A 16021-nucleotide genomic window follows, 5' to 3' on the forward strand; every position below is an offset into this window, starting at 1 on the left:
GTAAGGGAGAGCGCTTTCGAAATCATCCGGAATGAGTCGCTCCTTACCGCTGGTTCGGCTTGTTGCCCCCTTGCTGCTCGTTCCCCGGACGCCGTATGTGCCCGGCCTGTTGCCCCAGGCCCGGGTTACCCGGGTTCGCAGTCCCCGGTGACGGGTTCGGAACCCCCGGTGTCGTCCTGGTCGTGGTCGGGCGGCTTCGGGCCGCCGCCGCCGACACCCGTGACGTCTGGCCTTGTTGGTCGACGAGTTCGATGATCCGTGAGACGGGAGTGCGCCACGCCATGGGCTTGTCGGGGCTGTGGATGACCCAGTCGGTGTCGCGGAAGTGGGAGGACAGGGTGCGGCCGAGTCGGGTGGCGTCGAACGGGCCGCTGGACTCGAAGACGCCCAGCGACAGCGGTCTGCCCAGCTCCCGTTCCCATCGGCGCGCCCAGTCGGCCAGCGCGGGGAAGGCGCCCTTCACCGCCTCCTTGTCGAGGTAGCCGTGGCCGCCCATGAAGTCGCCCGGGTACCGGTCGGAGTGGTGGGCGCTCCAGTGCGCGCGGGCGGTCCGGATCATGGCGGTGCTGTTGAAGTCGAGGTCGACGTCGCTGGGTACGGACTCGAGACCGAGGCGCCACATGGAGTCGTACGGGCGGCGCGTGGGGCGTTCCTGGCTGTCGCCGAACCATTCCCGCAGGCGCCGTGCCGCCTCCGGGCGGGCGGCCAGGTCGTCCTCGTGCGGCATCGTCTTGTGGATGCCGGCGAAGAACTCGGAACCGGTTCCCTTCAGACGTACGTCGACCTCGGACGGCTCGATGCCGTCCTGCCGCAGGGCCTGGAGCATCTCCGTGCCGAACCGCTGGTAGACCTCGGGGGTCATGCCCATGGGCGCCTCACCGGTGAGCATCCACTTGATCTGGACCGGCTCGATGCCGAGGAAGTCGAGGTCGCGCTTGGTGATGGCGTAGCCGCTGTCGTCGCGCGGCCACCAGTTCGGGAACTCCTCCTGGCCGGCGAGGATGCGGCTGATCCGGTTGTCGAGCGGGTCGGCGGGGTCGAGCGAGGCCGTGACCGCGAGGGGCAACCACCGGTCACCGGCCTCCTGCGCGACCGGCACCGGCCCATCCGGAGCCGGCACCGGCACCGGCTCCTGCGAACCCGGCGCCTGCGCGTCCGGAACCGGCGTCTGGGCGTCCGGAACCGGCGTCTGGGTATCCGGAACCGGCGTCTGGGTGTCTGGAACTGGCGTCTGCGCGTCCGGAGCCGGCGTCTGCGCGTCCGGAGCCGTGGCGTTGGGGTTGTTCTCCGGCTGCGCGGTCGGGCCCAGGTCGGGGGCGCCGATGGTCACGCTGCTCGCCGCGGTCTGCTCCAGTTCGGACGCGGGGGCCCTGCCCGTGTAGACGCCGTCGAGCGTCACCAGCCGGTCGCCCGGCAGGGTCACCCACTCCTTCTGGCCGAGGAAACCCATGCCGGTGGTGGGCATGGACAGGATGTCCTGCGCGGGCTTGCGGTCGACCAGGATCACGGCGTGGCCGCCGCGCTGCTCCAGCCAGTCGGCGACGATCTGACGGTCCGCCGCCCAGCTCGACAGCGGCCGGTGGCGCGCCTCGAAGGCGTCGCCCACTTCCAGTCCGGCCCAGTCCGGCTGCGCCGCCCTCTCGTGCCAGGTCAGCGCCCGGTAGGCGATGACCTCGGTGACGTTCCGGGCGGACAGGGACTCCTGGGTGAGGTCGTACTGGGTGCGCAGGAAGTCCCGCAACGCGTCCCGGTTGTAGTCGAGTTCCATGTTCACGGCGTCGCGCGTCCGCGTGTCCATCCGCCACTCCAGCACCCCGGTGAGGCCGAACTCCTCCTTCGCGGCCTCCTGGAGCGCCAGCACGCGCACGTTGTTGTTGGAGCCGTACGCCCAGGCCCCCATCACCTCGCTGACCGCGATCTGACGGACCAGGGCGTCGGCGCGCGGGTCGTCCATGCGCAGCGTCCGGTCCGGTGCGTGCCGTGGGTTGGCCGGGTCGAGTTCGTCGATACGGAGGACGTCGGCCCCCATGGAGGGGTACTTCGCGTTGTGCGGTACGAGGGCGTAGCGGCCGTCGCCCAGCCGGTGCGCCATGTCCGTGCCGACGACCAGGCCGAACGCCGCGAGGGTGAGTTCGGGCGTGGAGGACCGCATCCGCTCGGCGAGGGCCTGGATGGCGATGGTCTTGGCCTGGCTGGTGCTGGTGATCCGGCCGCCGTCGGTCAGCAGCGCCTCGCCGATGCGCTGCTGGTCGATCCGCTCCTGGGAGCCCGGCGGCGGGGGCAGCGGGTAGTGCCGCTCGGGCGCCGGGGCGGGCAGCGCGACCTGGAAGCCGGGCTCCCTGGGCAGCAGCGCCGCGGTGCCGCGCGCGTGCTCCGCCACCTGGTCGAACCGCTCCAGCACCACATGGTGCAGGTCGGACCGGCCGAGCTGCTCGAACAGGGGCCGCAGACCGTCGAGTTGCCGCCGCATGATCCCGATGTCCGCCGGGGGGACGGGGTTGTCCACCCAGGAGAACACGTGTGCCTCGGTCTCCCGGTAGAAGGTGCGCACGAACGGGTTCGCGGCGTCCGGGAGCGGACCGTGCGTCGGGGCGCCGTCGCCGACCGCGATGAGGCCCTGCCGTTCCCCGAGGACGAGGTGGCCGGTGGTGACGCCCTGGGTGGCGGTCAGCGTGTGGTGCAGTCCGAGGAAGACGCCGTCGCGGGTCGCGGGCAGCCCCTGCTCCGCCAGCGCGGCCAGGTCGCGGTGGCGCGCGGAGGCCGGTTCGCCGGGCATGTGGTCGGTGTAGACCTCGTGCAGGCCCACGGGGTGGGACAGCGGGACACGGGCACCGACCGCCCGGCCCACGTAACCGTCGAGCACCTTGGTGATGGCGTCCTCGGGCCGCGCGTACTTCTCGTACACGGCCCGGGTGCCGTCGGTGAACGTGGCCAGCTCCCGGTTCGTGATCTCCGCGCCGTGCTGAAGCGGGATCCGGGCGACCACGCGGGCGCCGGTCACCGGGTGCGGGGGCAGCGGGAGCGCGCTGGTGGGGGGCGTGGGGGTGACGCGGACGGGGGACGGCTCGCCGTTCAGCACGGCGCCGAGTTCGGCCCGTACGCCCGGCCAGCTCGCGGCGAAGCCGGGGTGCAGGTTCAGGTTCTCCACCTCGGCCAGCGGGACCCAGGCCAGCGCCACGGACTCGCCCTCGACGGGCCGGACCTCCACCGGCCGGTCGACCGAGGCGAGCACGGTGTCGTACGACCAGCCGCCGTGGTCGTCGCGGACGACCCGCTCGACACGGAGGTGGGCGGGGTCGAGGGTGCTCTCCTCGGTGGCCTCGCGGACGGCGGCCCTGGCCGCGGACTCGTGGCTGTCGCGCGCGCCGCCGAGCAGCGCCCAGGTTCCGCCCTGGTCGGTGTCCGCTCCCCGGTGGTGCATGAGCACGTACACCTGGCCGTCCTCGGCGCGGTGGAACGGCAGCAGCCCGGCCCCGCCGAACCGGCCCCAGTGCGGGTGGCCCTGGGCGCAGTTCACCCAGCCGTCCCCGCTCATCGCGGGCAGCCCGGGCGCCTCGGGGCCCGGCGCGCGGCGGTCCGGCATGGCCTGGATCGCCGCGGCCAGGGAGTCGGCCGCGCCCACCCAGGTCGTGTTGGCCTCACGCAGCTGCCGCTGCAGGGCGAGCGCGTTCTCCCGGGCGGCGGGGATGTCGCGCAGGATCTCCCGCAGCTTGTCCGTCCAGAGCCCGACGTCCACCTGGCCCTCGAAGTCCTGCTCGACCAGGCTGTTCCGGGTGAGCTCGGGCGAGAAACGGTTCGGGTCGGCGAAGAAGGCCCCGACCCCGCTGGTGCGGGGCAGCAGCACGGGCAGACCCGAGCCCGCGGCCTCGAACCCGACCAGCCCGAAGCCCTCCGCCTGCGACGGCATCACCAGGACGTCGGCCTGCCGCATGTCGGCGAGGATCTCGGCGCGGTCGATCGAGAACGGCTTGACCTCAACCTCCCGGCCGGCGATGTTCGACAGCCGCTCCTTGACCTGCTCCACGGTCTCGGGGGCGGCGCCGCGCACGGTGAGCTTGACGTCGATGCCCTCCTCGTTCAGCCGGCGGATCATGAGGGCGGCGTGGTGGGCGCCCTTCTGCGGGGCGTCGGCGCGGCCGACCAGCAGCACATTGCGGGTCCGCTCCCCGTCCCAGGCCGGCAGCCGCTGCTCCTCGAAGGGCACTCCGGGAACGATCTGGTGGATGGCGGGGCTGTGGTCGCCCGGGTTGGTGGCGGCGAGCCGCCGGGCCTCGTCCGCGAGCACCGGGCCCACCCCCGCGACCATGTCGGCGGCGGCGACCATACGGCGCTCGATGCCCTCGAACTCCACCTCCAGGTCAGGCCGTTCGGCGACCCGGGCCAGCGCCCCGGTCACCATGTGGACCACCTGGACGTACGGGGTGTCCGGGTACAGCTGGTCGCGGACCTGCAGCGCCTCGGGGCCGGAGTAGCGGCTGTGCCCGATGACGGCGTCCACGCCCTGCGGCAGGTCCTCCCCGCCGTACACCAGCTGTTCCTGCTCGCCGCGCGCGGGATCGTACTCGCGGGGCCCGATGAGGTGGATGCGCTCGCCGGGGGGCTCCGGCGGCACCTCGTGTCCGACGCGGACGTAGACCTCGTGGCCGGCGGCCGCGAGCCCTTCGACGAGGTTGCGGTTGACGGCCACGATGCCGCCCTTGTGGGGGTCCCACTCGGTGCAGTAGGCCAGGATGCGCATGCCGAACCGGCCGGCGTCGTGCTGCTGGGCCAGCTCCGCCCACCGCGCGGCGAACTCCTGGCGGGCCGCCTCCCGTTCGGCCGGCGGTGTCACGGCCAGCCGCTGCTGGTGGTCCTGGAGCAGCCGCTCGCGTTCCTGCGCGTAGGCGGCGCGCAGCACCTCGTCGGCGGCGTCGGCGTACTGCCTGCGCACGTCCTCTCCGGCGCGTTCGGCCGGCCCGGCGGGGGCGACGTCGACGCCGTGGCGGGCGGCGAGTTCGGCGATCTCCCCCAGCTGGGGCCGCAGTTCCGCCGGCAGGGAGGCGTCGAGGTGGGCGTACGTCTCCCGGTACCAGCGGGCCTGCTCGTCGGTGAACGGCGCCGCGCGCACCGCCTCCAGCGTCCGCTGGGCCTCCGCAGGCGCCCGCCAGTTCCCCTCGGCGTCCAGGGAGTTGGTGTAGACGATCTCGCCGCCCCAGCGGTGCAGCGTGACGGTGTCCAGGAACTTCAGCTCGTCGACGGCCCGCATGGTCTGCGGGATGCCGGTGTACGCCTCGTCGTGGATGGACTGGACGACCAGTCGGCCGTACCCGTGCTCCTCCCGCATCTGCTGGTAGCGGTTGAGGATCGACAGCCTGCTGATCGCCTCGGGGACCGCCATCACATGGGCGTTCACCTTGTAGTCGAGGGCGCGGAAGCGGGCCGCGTCCTGGGCGGCGCCCTCCCAGCCGCCCATCGCGCCCTCGCGGATGAGGTTCAGCCGCTCCTGCCGGGCCACCTCGATGATCTTGTTCATCCAGACCCAGGCGTCCCCGCCCACCTGCCCGGCGGCGGTACGGTCGTTCGCCGCCATCAGCGACCGGTACATCGGGGCGTACGAGAGCAGGGCGTCGAAGTCGGCGACGAGGGCGCGCGCGGGCCCCATGCCCTCCATGGCCGACTGCTGGGCCGTGGTCTTGCCGGAGGCCGCCTGCCCTCCGATGAACGTGACCTCGGGTCGCTCCGGCCTGCCGACCCCCGCCATCGCCTGCGGGAGGATCTCCCACCGGAAGGCGAGCTCGTTGTCGACGTCGGACAGCTTCCACCGGTCGGGGCCGCTCTCGGCGTACTGGAAGGTCCATCGGCTGCGCCACGCGGCGCTGTCCGCCGGGTCGTTCGCCCACGGCGGCAGCTCAGGAGTGTGCCCCCGGACCACGATGTCCCGTGCCGTGCCCATCAGTTCCACTTCCCAGCGGGACTGCTCCTCCGGGGTGGCGGCCTCCTGCCACTTGCGCGACAGCCACGCGTACTCGCGCGTCCGGGCGGGCACGCAGCTCTCGCCGGCCGGGACGTGCTCCGGAGCCAGCGGCCCGCGCGCGACGCCCTGCCGGCCGGCCTCCCGGGCCTCGGTCAGCTCCCGCATCGTGTCCGTGATCTCATGGATCCAGGTGCGCGCGAGCATGTCGGTGCGGGCCAGCCGTACGAGGTGCGGGGCCTCGGCGCTGCCGGAGCGCAGGTCCGTCTCCCCCATGAGACCGGACGCGGGCGACTCCTCGACGGGACGGAAGTGCAGCGGCCCGAGGGTCCGCGTCTCCACCCGCAGCGCCGTGCCGTCCGCACTCCACGCGAAGTCGGTCACGTCCGGGCCGAGGTCCGACGGACGCATGTCGTCGGTGCCGGCGCGGGCGGCCTCCGAGGTCACCGGCCGGGGGTCGGTGACGACGTAGGCGGTGCCCGGGGTCTCGGGAGAGGTGACGGTCGTCCGGCGCCGGCCTCCGGGCCGGGCGTGGTGGTCGAGCAGCGCGCCGTCCGTGGTCAAGTGTCCTCCCCCAAGGATCTGGCCGTTACGGTGTCATGCGTAGAAAGATCTGCGGAAAGGTCTGCGGAACGGTCTGCAGAAAGATCTTTCGTAGAAAGTTAGTTCAGGGAAGGCAGCGGCCAAGTGCCTGCTGTTTCCCTGTAGATGTTCTGTGACACCCACGGAACATCACGGAACATCACGGGACACCGCGGAACACGGAACACCGCGGAACGTCGAAGGACGAACGTCGGCCGGGGGAGAGTGGGGAGCGATGGCGCAGGACGACATGGTCGGGGCCTCGTACGGTCAACTGCGGGACGCCGCGATCGGGGTGCTCGACGCGGTGTCCGAACTGGAGACCCCCTCGCCCCGACTCGACGCCGCGTTCCGTGACCTGCGGGCTGCGCTGAGCGGGGGTGCGCCGCCGGAGTCCGCCCCGGAACCCGCGGTTCCCGACCCGTTCGAGCACGCGCTGGCGGCGAGGCGCTACGTGGGCCGGCGGGCGGAGCCCATCTCCCTTCCGCAGCGGGCGGCCGAGCTGCGGCGGCGGCTCGACGAGGACCGGGGCCTGGACGAGCGACCGCTCGGCGAGCCCGAACGCAACGTGGTCGTCACGGAACTGCGGGCGATGATCGTCGCCGGCCTGCTGGAGGAGCTGGCGGCCCGGCTCTCCCCGGGCGCGGCGTTCGGCCCCGGCCGAAGCGGCGAGGAACTGGCCGGCCTCGCGACGGAGCTGGCGAAGGAACTGCTGGCGCAGACGTTCCTGGGCGAGTAGCCGCGGGCGGTGCCTGGGAGCAGCCGGGGGTGGCTCCTGGGGAGCAGCTGCGGGCGGCTCCTGGGGAGTAGCCGGGGGTGGATCCTGGCGAGTAGCCGTGGACGGTTCCTGGGCGAGTAACCGTGGACGGTTCATGAGGGGGCAGCCGTGGGTGGTTCCAGGGCGGGCGGCCGGGCCGGTTCCTGGGTGCAGTCGCCGGCGGCGGCAGCTCCGGCCGACTGTCGTGGTCGTCTCCGGCCTGGTGTCGCGGCAGCTCCGGCTGGCTGGCGCGGTCGTCCCAGGCCCGGGCGTCGCGGTCGTCCCGGGGCCGGGCCCGGGTGTCGCGGTCGTCCCCGGCCCGGTATCGCGATCGCACTCGGCCTGTTGTCACCGGGCGGGGGCGGCCCCCTCGGCCGCCGGAGGTCACCCGTCGGCGAGGAAATCCTCGGCCTCGCGGCGCAGTGCCGCGGGGGCGGCGGACCAGGCCGGGGTTCTCATCACCTCGCGCAGCTTGACCTTCTTCACCTCGCGGGGGGCGTCCTTGCGCAGGCCGAGGTGGGGCCACATGTCGTCCAGGTTGTCGTACGGGAGGTCCCACGCGGCGCCGATGCCGGATTCCGGGACGCCGGGCGCCGGGGGCACGACGTGGACCTCGTCGGCGGTGGCGGCCGGGGTGATCTCGATGAGCGTCAGCCCGAACCGTTCGACGGCTTCGCGGAGCAGCACCCGGTGACCCTCGACGGTCTCGGTGGCGGGAGGTTCTCCCTCGAAGAACAGGGCCAGCACCCAACCGGACTCGCCGGCGGTCGCGAGGTCCAGGACGAGACGGGTGCCCGTGCTGTCGATGAAGGAGCGGTGCGCGACACTCTTCGCGGCCCCGGGCCCCTCACTGCGGGGAACCCGCGCGAGCCGGAGCGTGTCGAGCAGCCGCTGAAGCTGGTCGGATGTCAGCTCTCCCTGAGAGAGCACCCGGAGCGCGGGCCAGAGCATGAGATGAGTTCCCTTCTCGGTTTCCTCGATCTTCTCGTCACCGATAGACGGCACGGTAGTTGGCCGGGGTTCCGCGAGGGCGGGACGGGGCGGGTCTCCGTCGACGCCCTGGGAGATCAACAGGGCGGAGGACGGGAACGAAGGGCCCCAGCCGGGCCGCACGACCAACGCTACGAAACCCGCGGATTGACGCCTCCGGCCGCTCCCCGGCGGTCGTGCCCGTTCCTTGTCTGTCGGCAGGAAGGGGCACAACCTGCGGCTGCACACCTTTGGACGGTCGTCGTTGTCTCTCTGATCACTGACGAGCCAGGCGTCATCAGTAGACGATGGACACGACCTTGCACGCAGCTTCGGCAAGTCGGCGCTCTCCCCGGACGCGGGCTCGGCCAAGGGCCGTGGCGGGATCGATGCCACGTGTGCACAGGCGCCAGGCGGTTTCCGTATCCAGGAGCACCGATGCGGTCGGCCTGCCGCTGGGCGGTTCGGCCAGTGACCAGCGGTCCGCAGTGGCGGTGGCGATCCACCTGCCGCCGGCCGGCCCCTCGACGATCACTTCGACTTGGGCCCCGGCAGGTGCTGTCGTATGCCGCAGGGTGTGGGGCAGGGCCCGCATGAAGGTGTCCAGGACCGTGGACAAGGGGTGCGGTTCCGGGTCGGTGTCGCTGCCGATGGCATGGCGGATCTGCTGCCGGTGTGTCCAGTACTCGGTGAACTCCCGGGCGATGTCCAACCATCCTGGCGCCGGGTCGACTCCTGCCCATGACACACCCAGGGCGGGCGCTTCGAGGTCAGCGGTGGCGTATCGATCGGCGAGCTGGGTCCCGGCCACCTCCAGGGCATCGACGAGTGAGGCGGGGCTGTCATCGGCGTGGAGGTCGACCCATTCCTGATTGGTGCGGTGGATGAACACCTCCAGTGTCTCTCCAGGCGCGAAGGCACCCCGGCATCCGCCTGGGGTGCGACCGAGGCGTCCGTAGTAGTCGCCGAGGATATGGGCGGCAAGGTCATGCACGGTCCAGTGCGGGACCGCCGTCTTGCTCCAGTCAGCTGGCCGCAGGCCACGCAAGGTGTCGAGGAGTGCTTCCAGCTCTGAACCGAACAACGGGCGAGCGTCGACCGGGTCGCCCAGCCAGGAAGTGCCGGACACGCCGTGGGGCTCGGGACTCATGGCCGAAGCCTGTCAGCCGGGAGCCCCGGTCTGCCATCGAATACCCCGGACGTCGGAAGGAGGGCTTGTGCCAGTCACCTGTCCGAGATCAGACCGGTGCCTGCCAGGCAGCCGTCGACCAGGTCGGGGCGGTGGGGTCTGTTTGAGCCTGCGCTTCACGGCCCGGGTGATCTGCCCAAGGTCGGCGGCGGCAAGGCTCCCAATGTCGCGCTTGACCCGGGACCAGATGCCTGCCTGCGGGTTCAGGTCCGGAGCGTAAGAGGGCAACTGGAAGTCGGTGAGCCTGCGTGCGTTTTCGGCGGTGAACTCCCGCATCCCGGCGGTCAGGTGCAGGCGCACGTTGCGCCAGGCTCGCCGCCACCGCTCCACCGACCGCTCGCTCACCCGCGGCGCGGCCGCATCGGCCCCCACCCAGGCCGCTCATTTGAATCCGGCAAACCTGGCTCGCCCTCGGTCCGGCACCCTTGACGCTTTCCCACTCCTCCGGGAGCGTCATCCGCAAGAACCCGCAAGCAACTTGGTCACGGAGGGGACAGTGGACCTAGAGTTCATCGGGATCGACCCGGAGACACAAGGCGGCGGCTCGCCCACGGTGTGGGTCGAGGAGGAGACGGCGGACCTGGTGCTTCAGGGCATCAAGGCCGAGGAAGCGTTGGAGGCACTGATCAGCGGTACGGAGTGGGTTGCCGGTCACGACACGGGGATCCCCGCGCACGAGACGGTCATCCGCATTCCGGCCCGCATGGTGCCGGTCTTGAGGGAGGCTTGCGATGTCGCAGAACGTGCCGGACTTCGCCGCGCTGCTGCAGAGCGCTGAACACTCGGCCGTGCATCTGGAGATGCGAGACGTCTACGCCGTCGGGAACGAGGTGGACGCGTTCGAGTATTTCAAGCGTACGGGTGAGAGCGACCTCGACCCGGACTCTCCGTTCTGGATGGGCTGGACGCCTCTGGTGCGAGAGGCCGTCGGCCGTGGTGTGAAGATGCGCCGGGCCCGGATCGTCTCAGAGCCGGTGACCGACTACATCCGGTGGGAGATCGCGCTGACACCGGTCAATATCGCGGTCGGCGAAGAGGTGCGCTGGCTACCGCGTCGCCTGGCCTCTGACCTCGCGCTGCCGGGCAACGATCTGTGGCTGATCGACAACCGACGCGTCCTGTTCCACTGGTTCACCGGTGATGGTGACTGGGCCGGACACGAGTTCAATGAGGACCCCGCTGTCGTGAAGATGGTCAGCGACGCCTTCGAGGCCGTGTGGGAGCGCGCCATCCCGCACGAGAAGTACCCCGCCTGATTCCCGCACACATCCATGACCGTCTCCCCCTCTTCCAGCGCGCAGGCGGCCCGTGAAGCGCTCGCGGTACGTCTGACGCATCTGCGCAAGGATGCCGGCCTCAGTGGGAAAGAACTCTCCGCCCGCTGCGGCTGGCATCCCGCGAAGACCACCCGTCTCCAGAAGGCCGAAGCCGCACCCTCGGATGCCGATATCCGCGCATGGTGTGCAGCCTGCGGCGCCGAGGACCAGGCGGCCGACCTGATCGCCACCGCCCGCGCTGTCGACTCGATATATCAGGAATGGCGACGGCTCCAGCGGAACGGCATGCGCAAGGTCCAAGAGGACTTCTACACGCTCCACGAGCAGGCTCAGGTCTGCCGCGTCTATGTCTCCAACGTCGTACCCGGCTTCTTCCAGACGCCCGCGTACGCCACGGCGCTGATGGAGACGATCACGGACTTCCAGGGGACTCCCAACGACGTCCCCGAAGCTGTCGCCGCCCGTGTCGCCCGCTCCCGATTCCTGTACGAGGGCGGCCACCGCTTCGTCGTTCTCATGGAAGAGTGCGTGCTGCGCTATCGAATAGGCGATAACGAAACGATGACCGAGCAACTACGGCACCTGCTCACCGTCATGCCACTGCCGTCCATCTCGCTCGGGATCATCCCCTTCACCGCCCAACGCGGTATGTGGCCCTTGGAGGCGTTCTACCTCTACGACGACAAACACAACGTCGTGGAGACGTTGACAGCCGAGATCAACGTAGTGCAACCCCGCGAAGTGACCGACTATGGCAAGGCGTTCGCCGAACTGTCGAAGATGGCCGTCTACGGAGACCGCGCCCGTCGCCTCATCACCACTGCGATCGACTGCCTCGGGTGAATTTCCGCAATTAGTCGCAACTTCGTTGAGCCGCTTGCCCATCGAGCGCGACGGTGGTGGCACAGCGCCGAGAACCGCGTCCGCTACGAGTTCCCGGCGCCACTCCCGCACCACTCGAACGGATCGAGAGGAGCACCACCGTGACCATCACCATCGAGCCCGCCGTGCAGACGCGGGATACCCGCGCGCTACTCAACGCGGTACAGCCGAAAGTCACGTATCTGATGGACAACGTGGCCGACGGCGGCAACCTGTGGGAGCGGGAAATCGCGCTGCTCCTACGGGACGCGGTCGAGGTCCGCAGCCTGGCGGAGCGCATCCTGGACCAGGCCGTGGCCTACCTCATCACCGCCATGGAGAACCCCACCGCTGACCTCGGCGTGGGCAAGACCGTGGACATCGGCGTCCATCAGATCATCCTCGACACGCCCGTGTACTCGGCGTTCTGCGACGTCTACAACGGCGGCGTCTACAAGCACCACGCGCCACTGATCCGTCGCCGTCGCGATGGCACCGTTCTGCGGACGGCCGGCGTCATCCGCGAGGTCGGATTCGCGGTCGATGACGAGCTGTGGGCGGTCGACGCCTCGGACTGCTCGCCGTGCAACGACAAGGTCCCCGACAGTCACTGAGGGACCGGGAACACGCAGTGGGCCGGGCTCCCGCTCCGGCTGGGGCCCGGTCCTCTCTGACGAAGGAGAAGCATGCCGACGGTGGAAGAGCGGTTGTGGGACACCTGGGTCGAAGCCGCTCTGGACAAGCGGCCCGAGGAACTGGGGAAGTTCCGGTGGACGCAGTACGGCGATCATGGCCCCGGCCATGAACTCTTCGCTGCCGCGCGCCGGGTGCTGGAACTGGGATTCGGGACCGGCCGTCACCTGTCCTACCTCCTGGGCGAAGGATTCGACGCATATGGCGTCGACCTGTCTCCCGCCGGGGTGAAGCTGGTACACGACCGATACCCGCAGGCGCGCGGGCGGTTCACCTGCGCGGACGTACGGGCTTTCCTCCGCGAGACACAGGAGACGTTCGAGGCCCTGTACTCCGTCTTCGGCTCCGTCTGGTTCACCGACCCCCATGAGCTGTTGCCGCTGGTGCGTGATCGGCTGGAGCCCGGCGGGATCTTCGTCTTCTCCCAGCCGCCGGCCATCCCCGGTTGCTACGGCGCACAGGGCATGTTCAAGGGCGGATTCGCCGGGGAGCCGATGTTCCTGCGCCGCTACGACTACACCCCCGAGACCTGGGCCGACATGCTCCAGGACGCAGGGTTCGCCATTGCGCAGGTCGAGGAGATCGCCCCTCCTGTTCCCGGCCACATCGGAACCCTCCTCGTCCGCGCCACGCGTCCTTGATGGCCCGGAGTAGCACGGTGGGCGATGAGGAACCCTTGAGCGCTGGGCGAAGCGGCCACGGCCCGCAGGAGAATGCGGGGAGGGCCGGGACAGGTGAGTGTGGTGGGCACGCCGTTCCGGCTACGCCGAAGCGCTGAACCCACCGGCGTGGAGTGCTGCCACGAAGGCGGTCCATGCGGCGCCGGCAAAGACGAGGTGAGGGCCGTCAGGGTGTTTGCTGTCGCGTATGGGCAGGGCGCCAGGGAGGTCATCGGCGACTTCGACGCACTGACCGGTCGCGTCGCTGTAACTGCTCTTCCTCCACGTGGCCTTGGAGGCATCGAACTCCACTGCGCCCACCTTCTTCCCTCAGTCTCTTCCTTCCGCAAGTTTAGAGAGAAGGTCGGCGGTGTCGTTCGGCCCCAGGGCCACGGCCTGTAGGTACTCGAACTTGGACTTGTAGCGGCGGAGCTCGTCCTCGGACTCCAGGAAGATCTCGCCGGTCGCGTTGCTCAGGTAGACCAGTTCCGGGTCGTCGGGATCGGGGAAGTCCATGTGGGCGAAGCCGCCATCCATCCCCGGATGTGCTCCCTTGTCGAACGGGATCACTTGGAAGGTGATGTGCGGTTCGTCCATGAGTCGGAGCAGATGCCGAATCTGCTCCTGCATCACCTTGCGGCTTCCCACCGTTCGCCTGACGACTGCCTCATCGATGATTCCCCAGAAGCGCAGCGGATCTTCCTTGGCGAGCAACATCTGCCGTTCCAGGCGGACTTGGACGCGCTGCTCCAGCCATTTTGGGTTCGCCGTGGGGACCACGCCCTTGATCATCGCGCGAGTGTACGACTCGGTCTGGGCGAGACCGGGGATGAACAGTGTCTCGTAGTTGCGTACGGTTCGGGCCTCGGCCTCGAACGCGATGTATGTGGCGTACTCCGGGCCCAGGTCTGTGTGGTAGGGCTGCAACCAAGCTCGGTCGTGGGGGCCGCGCTGGATGTCCAGGAGGGCGCTGCGCTGCTCCTCCGTCGCCTCGTACAGATCCAGCAGCGTCATCAGCGTGCGCTTCTGTGGCTTGGTGCGGGCCTTCTCGATCCGGTAGAGCGTCACCTCGTTGATCGCCGTCTTCTCGGCCACGTCCTTGTGGGTAAGGCCCACACCCTCACGGAGTCTGCGCAGTTCGACGGCCAGCCTGCGGAGTCTGACGGTGGGGGGAGGTTGGCGCTTGTCCGGCACGGTGCTGCCCTTTCGCTGTTCTCAGTGGCACCCGCAAGCGCGGGTGGGCCGCTGCGTCGCAGCCCAGCATAGCCTCGAACGTACGACACTATTATGCAGCTTCTGCATTCGAGTTGCTGACTTAAGTGAGTCCTGTCTATGTTTGCAGAACATCACAACCCCGTGATGTAGCAGGGATCGTGACGTACCATCACCCGCTCCCAAGGGGATGCCCCATGCCCACAAGAGCCGTACCGCCAGCAGCAGCTCCGCCCGCTCCTGTGAGGGCCGCAGCGCACCAGTTCCCCAGACACCGCCGTAGTGTCGGCCGCGCCCGTGCGGCCCTGCGGTGTCAGCTCGGCATATGGCAGATCGCCGGTGAAGTCGCCGACACCGCAGCCCTGTTGCCCTCCGAGCTGACGACCAACGCGGTAAGAGCGAAGTCGACGCACGGCAGGAACATCGGTGTGCGGTTCGAGCTGACTGGGACCGGGCTGCGGCTTGAGGTGTCCGACTCGGGTGACGGGAAGCCGGAGTTGAGGCGCGCCGGGGACGAGGACGTGTCCGGTCGGGGGCTCGTCCTGGTCGATGCGTTGGCTGATGATTGGGGTGTTGCGCCGCGCGTCGGTGTGGGCAAGGTTGTATGGGTTCTGCTGGCGCTGCCTCTGCCAGAAGGGCCTGTGTCATGACGGTTGACGTGCAACGGGCACTGCCCTGGCGTATCGCTGCCGCACTGAAGTGGGTCGTGCGCTCCGTGGCGCTGCTGGTTCTCTGTCTGCTCATGCCCGCCGAAGGTCGGCGGCGAAAGCCGCCTCGGAGGGCCCGGGAGAAGAGTCCGGACGCTGTGTCCGGCGTTTGTTCCGATCACGTGGACTTGGGTGCGCGAGCTGTCACCCTCCGCTCCCCGTACAGCATCGATCGCGCGCCCCTCGACGGCAACGCGTGCGCCTTGACCCGTCCGTATCTGTCCGGCCTCGACCTCTGGTTGGTGGAAGCACCGACGGCGGTTCGTGTCCGGCCGTACCGGATGGAGACGGAGGCAGAGAGGGAGTGCGCGAAACAGCAGTGGCGGCGTACTGCTCTGGTGATGGCCGCGGATTTCGGTGTCGATCTCGACACCCGTGACATTCACGCCGTAGCGGCTGGGGGTGGGGGCCTATGACAACTGCGGTCACCAGCGGGGCCACTGACAGATGCGGTGCCGTTCGGGCCTCGCTGTTCTACCGGGCGCCCGTCTTCAGCGAGACATCCTCGTGCGTGCTGGGCAAGGGGCACGAGAGTGACCATCAGGATGCCCTGGGCGGGAGTTGGTACGTGATCCCGCTGAACCTCTTCCGGGCGGACTGAGGGGCGCGCCGGCCCCAAGAGAGCGGTGCGGCGGTCCGATCCTGGGGTCTACACACTGATTCTGCCGGTCAGCGGCGGAAACGAAGTGGCCCAGGCCGGCCGGGAAGCCGTCCACGGCCCCTTCGACATGCACGTCCTGGACTCCTCCCGACCCTTTCACCTTCGTCTCCTCGGCAGCCCATCGGTGTGCCTGATCGGGGCCGACGTGCCCAAGGCCGGGTTTCCGCTGCCCGCTCCCTGGATGGACCGGATCCTCACCCGACGATTACCAGGCCGGAAGGGAGTCGGGGCGCTGCTGTCGGGATTCCTCCTGCAACTGACCCACGACACCCACTCCTACCGCTCGTCCGACGGTCCACGGCTGGAGGCGGCACTCCTCGAACTGCTGACCGCGCTGTTCGCCCATCACCTCGACGCGGACGACAGCAGCGCGCACGACAGCGCCCGGCGAGCCCTGGTCCTGCGGATCCAGGCATTCATCCGCCGGCACCTCCAAGATCCCCAACTGACCCCGCCGGCCATCGCCGCCGCCCACCACATCTCCGTCAGCTACCTGCACCGCCT

14 protein-coding genes and 1 pseudogene are annotated in these 16021 nt (G+C 69.8%); 9 read left to right on the forward strand and 6 right to left on the reverse strand.

Translation table 11 applies throughout. The annotated features are described in order from the left end of the window. Positions 1-43 precede the first annotated feature (43 nt). Positions 44-6514, reverse strand: coding sequence for a zeta toxin family protein (locus STRIP9103_RS50790; protein ID WP_009323521.1), 6471 nt, complete (start codon positions 6512-6514; stop codon positions 44-46). Between the two features lie 253 nt (positions 6515-6767). On the opposite strand from STRIP9103_RS50790, the gene STRIP9103_RS26425 reads away from it, so the two are divergent. Next, positions 6768-7271, forward strand: coding sequence for a hypothetical protein (locus STRIP9103_RS26425; protein ID WP_100243998.1), 504 nt, complete (start codon positions 6768-6770; stop codon positions 7269-7271). 402 nt (positions 7272-7673) lie between these two features. Here the strand turns inward: STRIP9103_RS26425 and STRIP9103_RS50795 are convergent, their stop codons facing one another. The 3 genes and pseudogenes from STRIP9103_RS50795 to STRIP9103_RS53775 form a co-directional block, all read right to left on the reverse strand. After that, complete coding sequence (locus STRIP9103_RS50795) at positions 7674-8240, reverse strand: hypothetical protein (RefSeq protein WP_199790578.1); 567 nt, start codon at positions 8238-8240, stop codon at positions 7674-7676. A 316-nt stretch (positions 8241-8556) separates the two neighbouring features. Continuing rightward, positions 8557-9408, reverse strand: coding sequence for a maleylpyruvate isomerase family mycothiol-dependent enzyme (locus tag STRIP9103_RS26435; protein ID WP_048821015.1), 852 nt, complete (start codon positions 9406-9408; stop codon positions 8557-8559). Between the two features lie 74 nt (positions 9409-9482). Further along, a pseudogene (locus STRIP9103_RS53775) lies at positions 9483-9756 on the reverse strand (IS630 family transposase); the annotation flags it as partial. A 187-nt stretch (positions 9757-9943) separates the two neighbouring features. On the opposite strand from STRIP9103_RS53775, the gene STRIP9103_RS26440 reads away from it, so the two are divergent. The 5 genes from STRIP9103_RS26440 to STRIP9103_RS26460 all read left to right on the forward strand — a co-directional run bounded on the left by STRIP9103_RS26440 (position 9944) and on the right by STRIP9103_RS26460 (position 12919). Beyond that, positions 9944-10225, forward strand: a complete 282-nt coding sequence (locus STRIP9103_RS26440; RefSeq protein ID WP_009323520.1) for a hypothetical protein — start codon at positions 9944-9946, stop codon at positions 10223-10225. Then, positions 10179-10703: a DUF6879 family protein gene (locus STRIP9103_RS26445; protein ID WP_009323526.1), complete on the forward strand. Its 525-nt coding sequence runs from the start codon at positions 10179-10181 to the stop codon at positions 10701-10703. The genes STRIP9103_RS26440 and STRIP9103_RS26445 overlap by 47 nt, the downstream gene beginning before the upstream one ends. Positions 10704-10718: 15 nt before the next feature. Beyond that, the gene (locus STRIP9103_RS26450) at positions 10719-11567 is read left to right on the forward strand and encodes a helix-turn-helix domain-containing protein (protein ID WP_009323525.1); all 849 of its coding nucleotides are present in this window, start codon (positions 10719-10721) and stop codon (positions 11565-11567) included. A gap of 140 nt (positions 11568-11707) precedes the next feature. Continuing rightward, a complete protein-coding gene (locus tag STRIP9103_RS26455; protein WP_009323532.1) occupies positions 11708-12199 on the forward strand; it encodes a hypothetical protein in 492 nt (163 codons plus the stop codon). A 72-nt stretch (positions 12200-12271) separates the two neighbouring features. Continuing rightward, entirely contained in the window at positions 12272-12919 is a 648-nt protein-coding gene (locus STRIP9103_RS26460; RefSeq protein ID WP_009323528.1) for a class I SAM-dependent methyltransferase, read from the forward strand. A gap of 120 nt (positions 12920-13039) precedes the next feature. Here the strand turns inward: STRIP9103_RS26460 and STRIP9103_RS26465 are convergent, their stop codons facing one another. Together STRIP9103_RS26465 and STRIP9103_RS26470 are read right to left on the reverse strand one after the other, a co-directional pair. Next, positions 13040-13258 (reverse strand): DUF397 domain-containing protein, encoded by a 219-nt coding sequence (locus tag STRIP9103_RS26465; protein WP_048821016.1) that lies wholly within the window; start codon positions 13256-13258, stop codon positions 13040-13042. Positions 13259-13267: 9 nt separating this feature from the next. Further along, positions 13268-14131, reverse strand: coding sequence for a helix-turn-helix domain-containing protein (locus tag STRIP9103_RS26470; RefSeq protein ID WP_009323530.1), 864 nt, complete (start codon positions 14129-14131; stop codon positions 13268-13270). Between the two features lie 215 nt (positions 14132-14346). Here STRIP9103_RS26470 and STRIP9103_RS45575 point away from each other — a divergent pair, with 215 nt between their 5' ends. The 3 genes from STRIP9103_RS45575 to STRIP9103_RS47090 form a co-directional block, all read left to right on the forward strand. Beyond that, a complete protein-coding gene (locus STRIP9103_RS45575; RefSeq protein WP_078614051.1) occupies positions 14347-14799 on the forward strand; it encodes an ATP-binding protein in 453 nt (150 codons plus the stop codon). A 469-nt stretch (positions 14800-15268) separates the two neighbouring features. After that, on the forward strand, positions 15269-15457 hold the full coding sequence (locus STRIP9103_RS26485; protein WP_009323546.1) for a hypothetical protein: 189 nt from the start codon (positions 15269-15271) through the stop codon (positions 15455-15457). A gap of 25 nt (positions 15458-15482) precedes the next feature. Next, a partial coding sequence (locus tag STRIP9103_RS47090; protein ID WP_009323527.1) for an AraC-like ligand-binding domain-containing protein occupies positions 15483-16021 on the forward strand: 539 nt, incomplete at its 3' end.

Origin of the sequence: Streptomyces ipomoeae 91-03 (genome assembly GCF_000317595.1) — a bacterium.
GTDB classification, from domain to species: Bacteria; Actinomycetota; Actinomycetes; order Streptomycetales; family Streptomycetaceae; genus Streptomyces; species Streptomyces ipomoeae.

Bases quoted from the DNA above. Each gene is read 5' to 3' on its own strand.
- STRIP9103_RS26425 (WP_100243998.1), top strand. From the start codon at position 6,768: ATGGCGCAGGACGACATGGTCGGGGCCTCGTACGGTCAACTGCGGGAC.
- STRIP9103_RS50795 (WP_199790578.1), bottom strand. From the start codon at position 8,240: ATGCTCTGGCCCGCGCTCCGGGTGCTCTCTCAGGGAGAGCTGACATCC.
- STRIP9103_RS26435 (WP_048821015.1), bottom strand. From the start codon at position 9,408: ATGAGTCCCGAGCCCCACGGCGTGTCCGGCACTTCCTGGCTGGGCGAC.
- STRIP9103_RS26445 (WP_009323526.1), top strand. From the start codon at position 10,179: ATGTCGCAGAACGTGCCGGACTTCGCCGCGCTGCTGCAGAGCGCTGAA.
- STRIP9103_RS26450 (WP_009323525.1), top strand. From the start codon at position 10,719: ATGACCGTCTCCCCCTCTTCCAGCGCGCAGGCGGCCCGTGAAGCGCTC.
- STRIP9103_RS26460 (WP_009323528.1), top strand. From the start codon at position 12,272: ATGCCGACGGTGGAAGAGCGGTTGTGGGACACCTGGGTCGAAGCCGCT.
- STRIP9103_RS45575 (WP_078614051.1), top strand. From the start codon at position 14,347: ATGCCCACAAGAGCCGTACCGCCAGCAGCAGCTCCGCCCGCTCCTGTG.
- STRIP9103_RS26485 (WP_009323546.1), top strand. From the start codon at position 15,269: ATGACAACTGCGGTCACCAGCGGGGCCACTGACAGATGCGGTGCCGTT.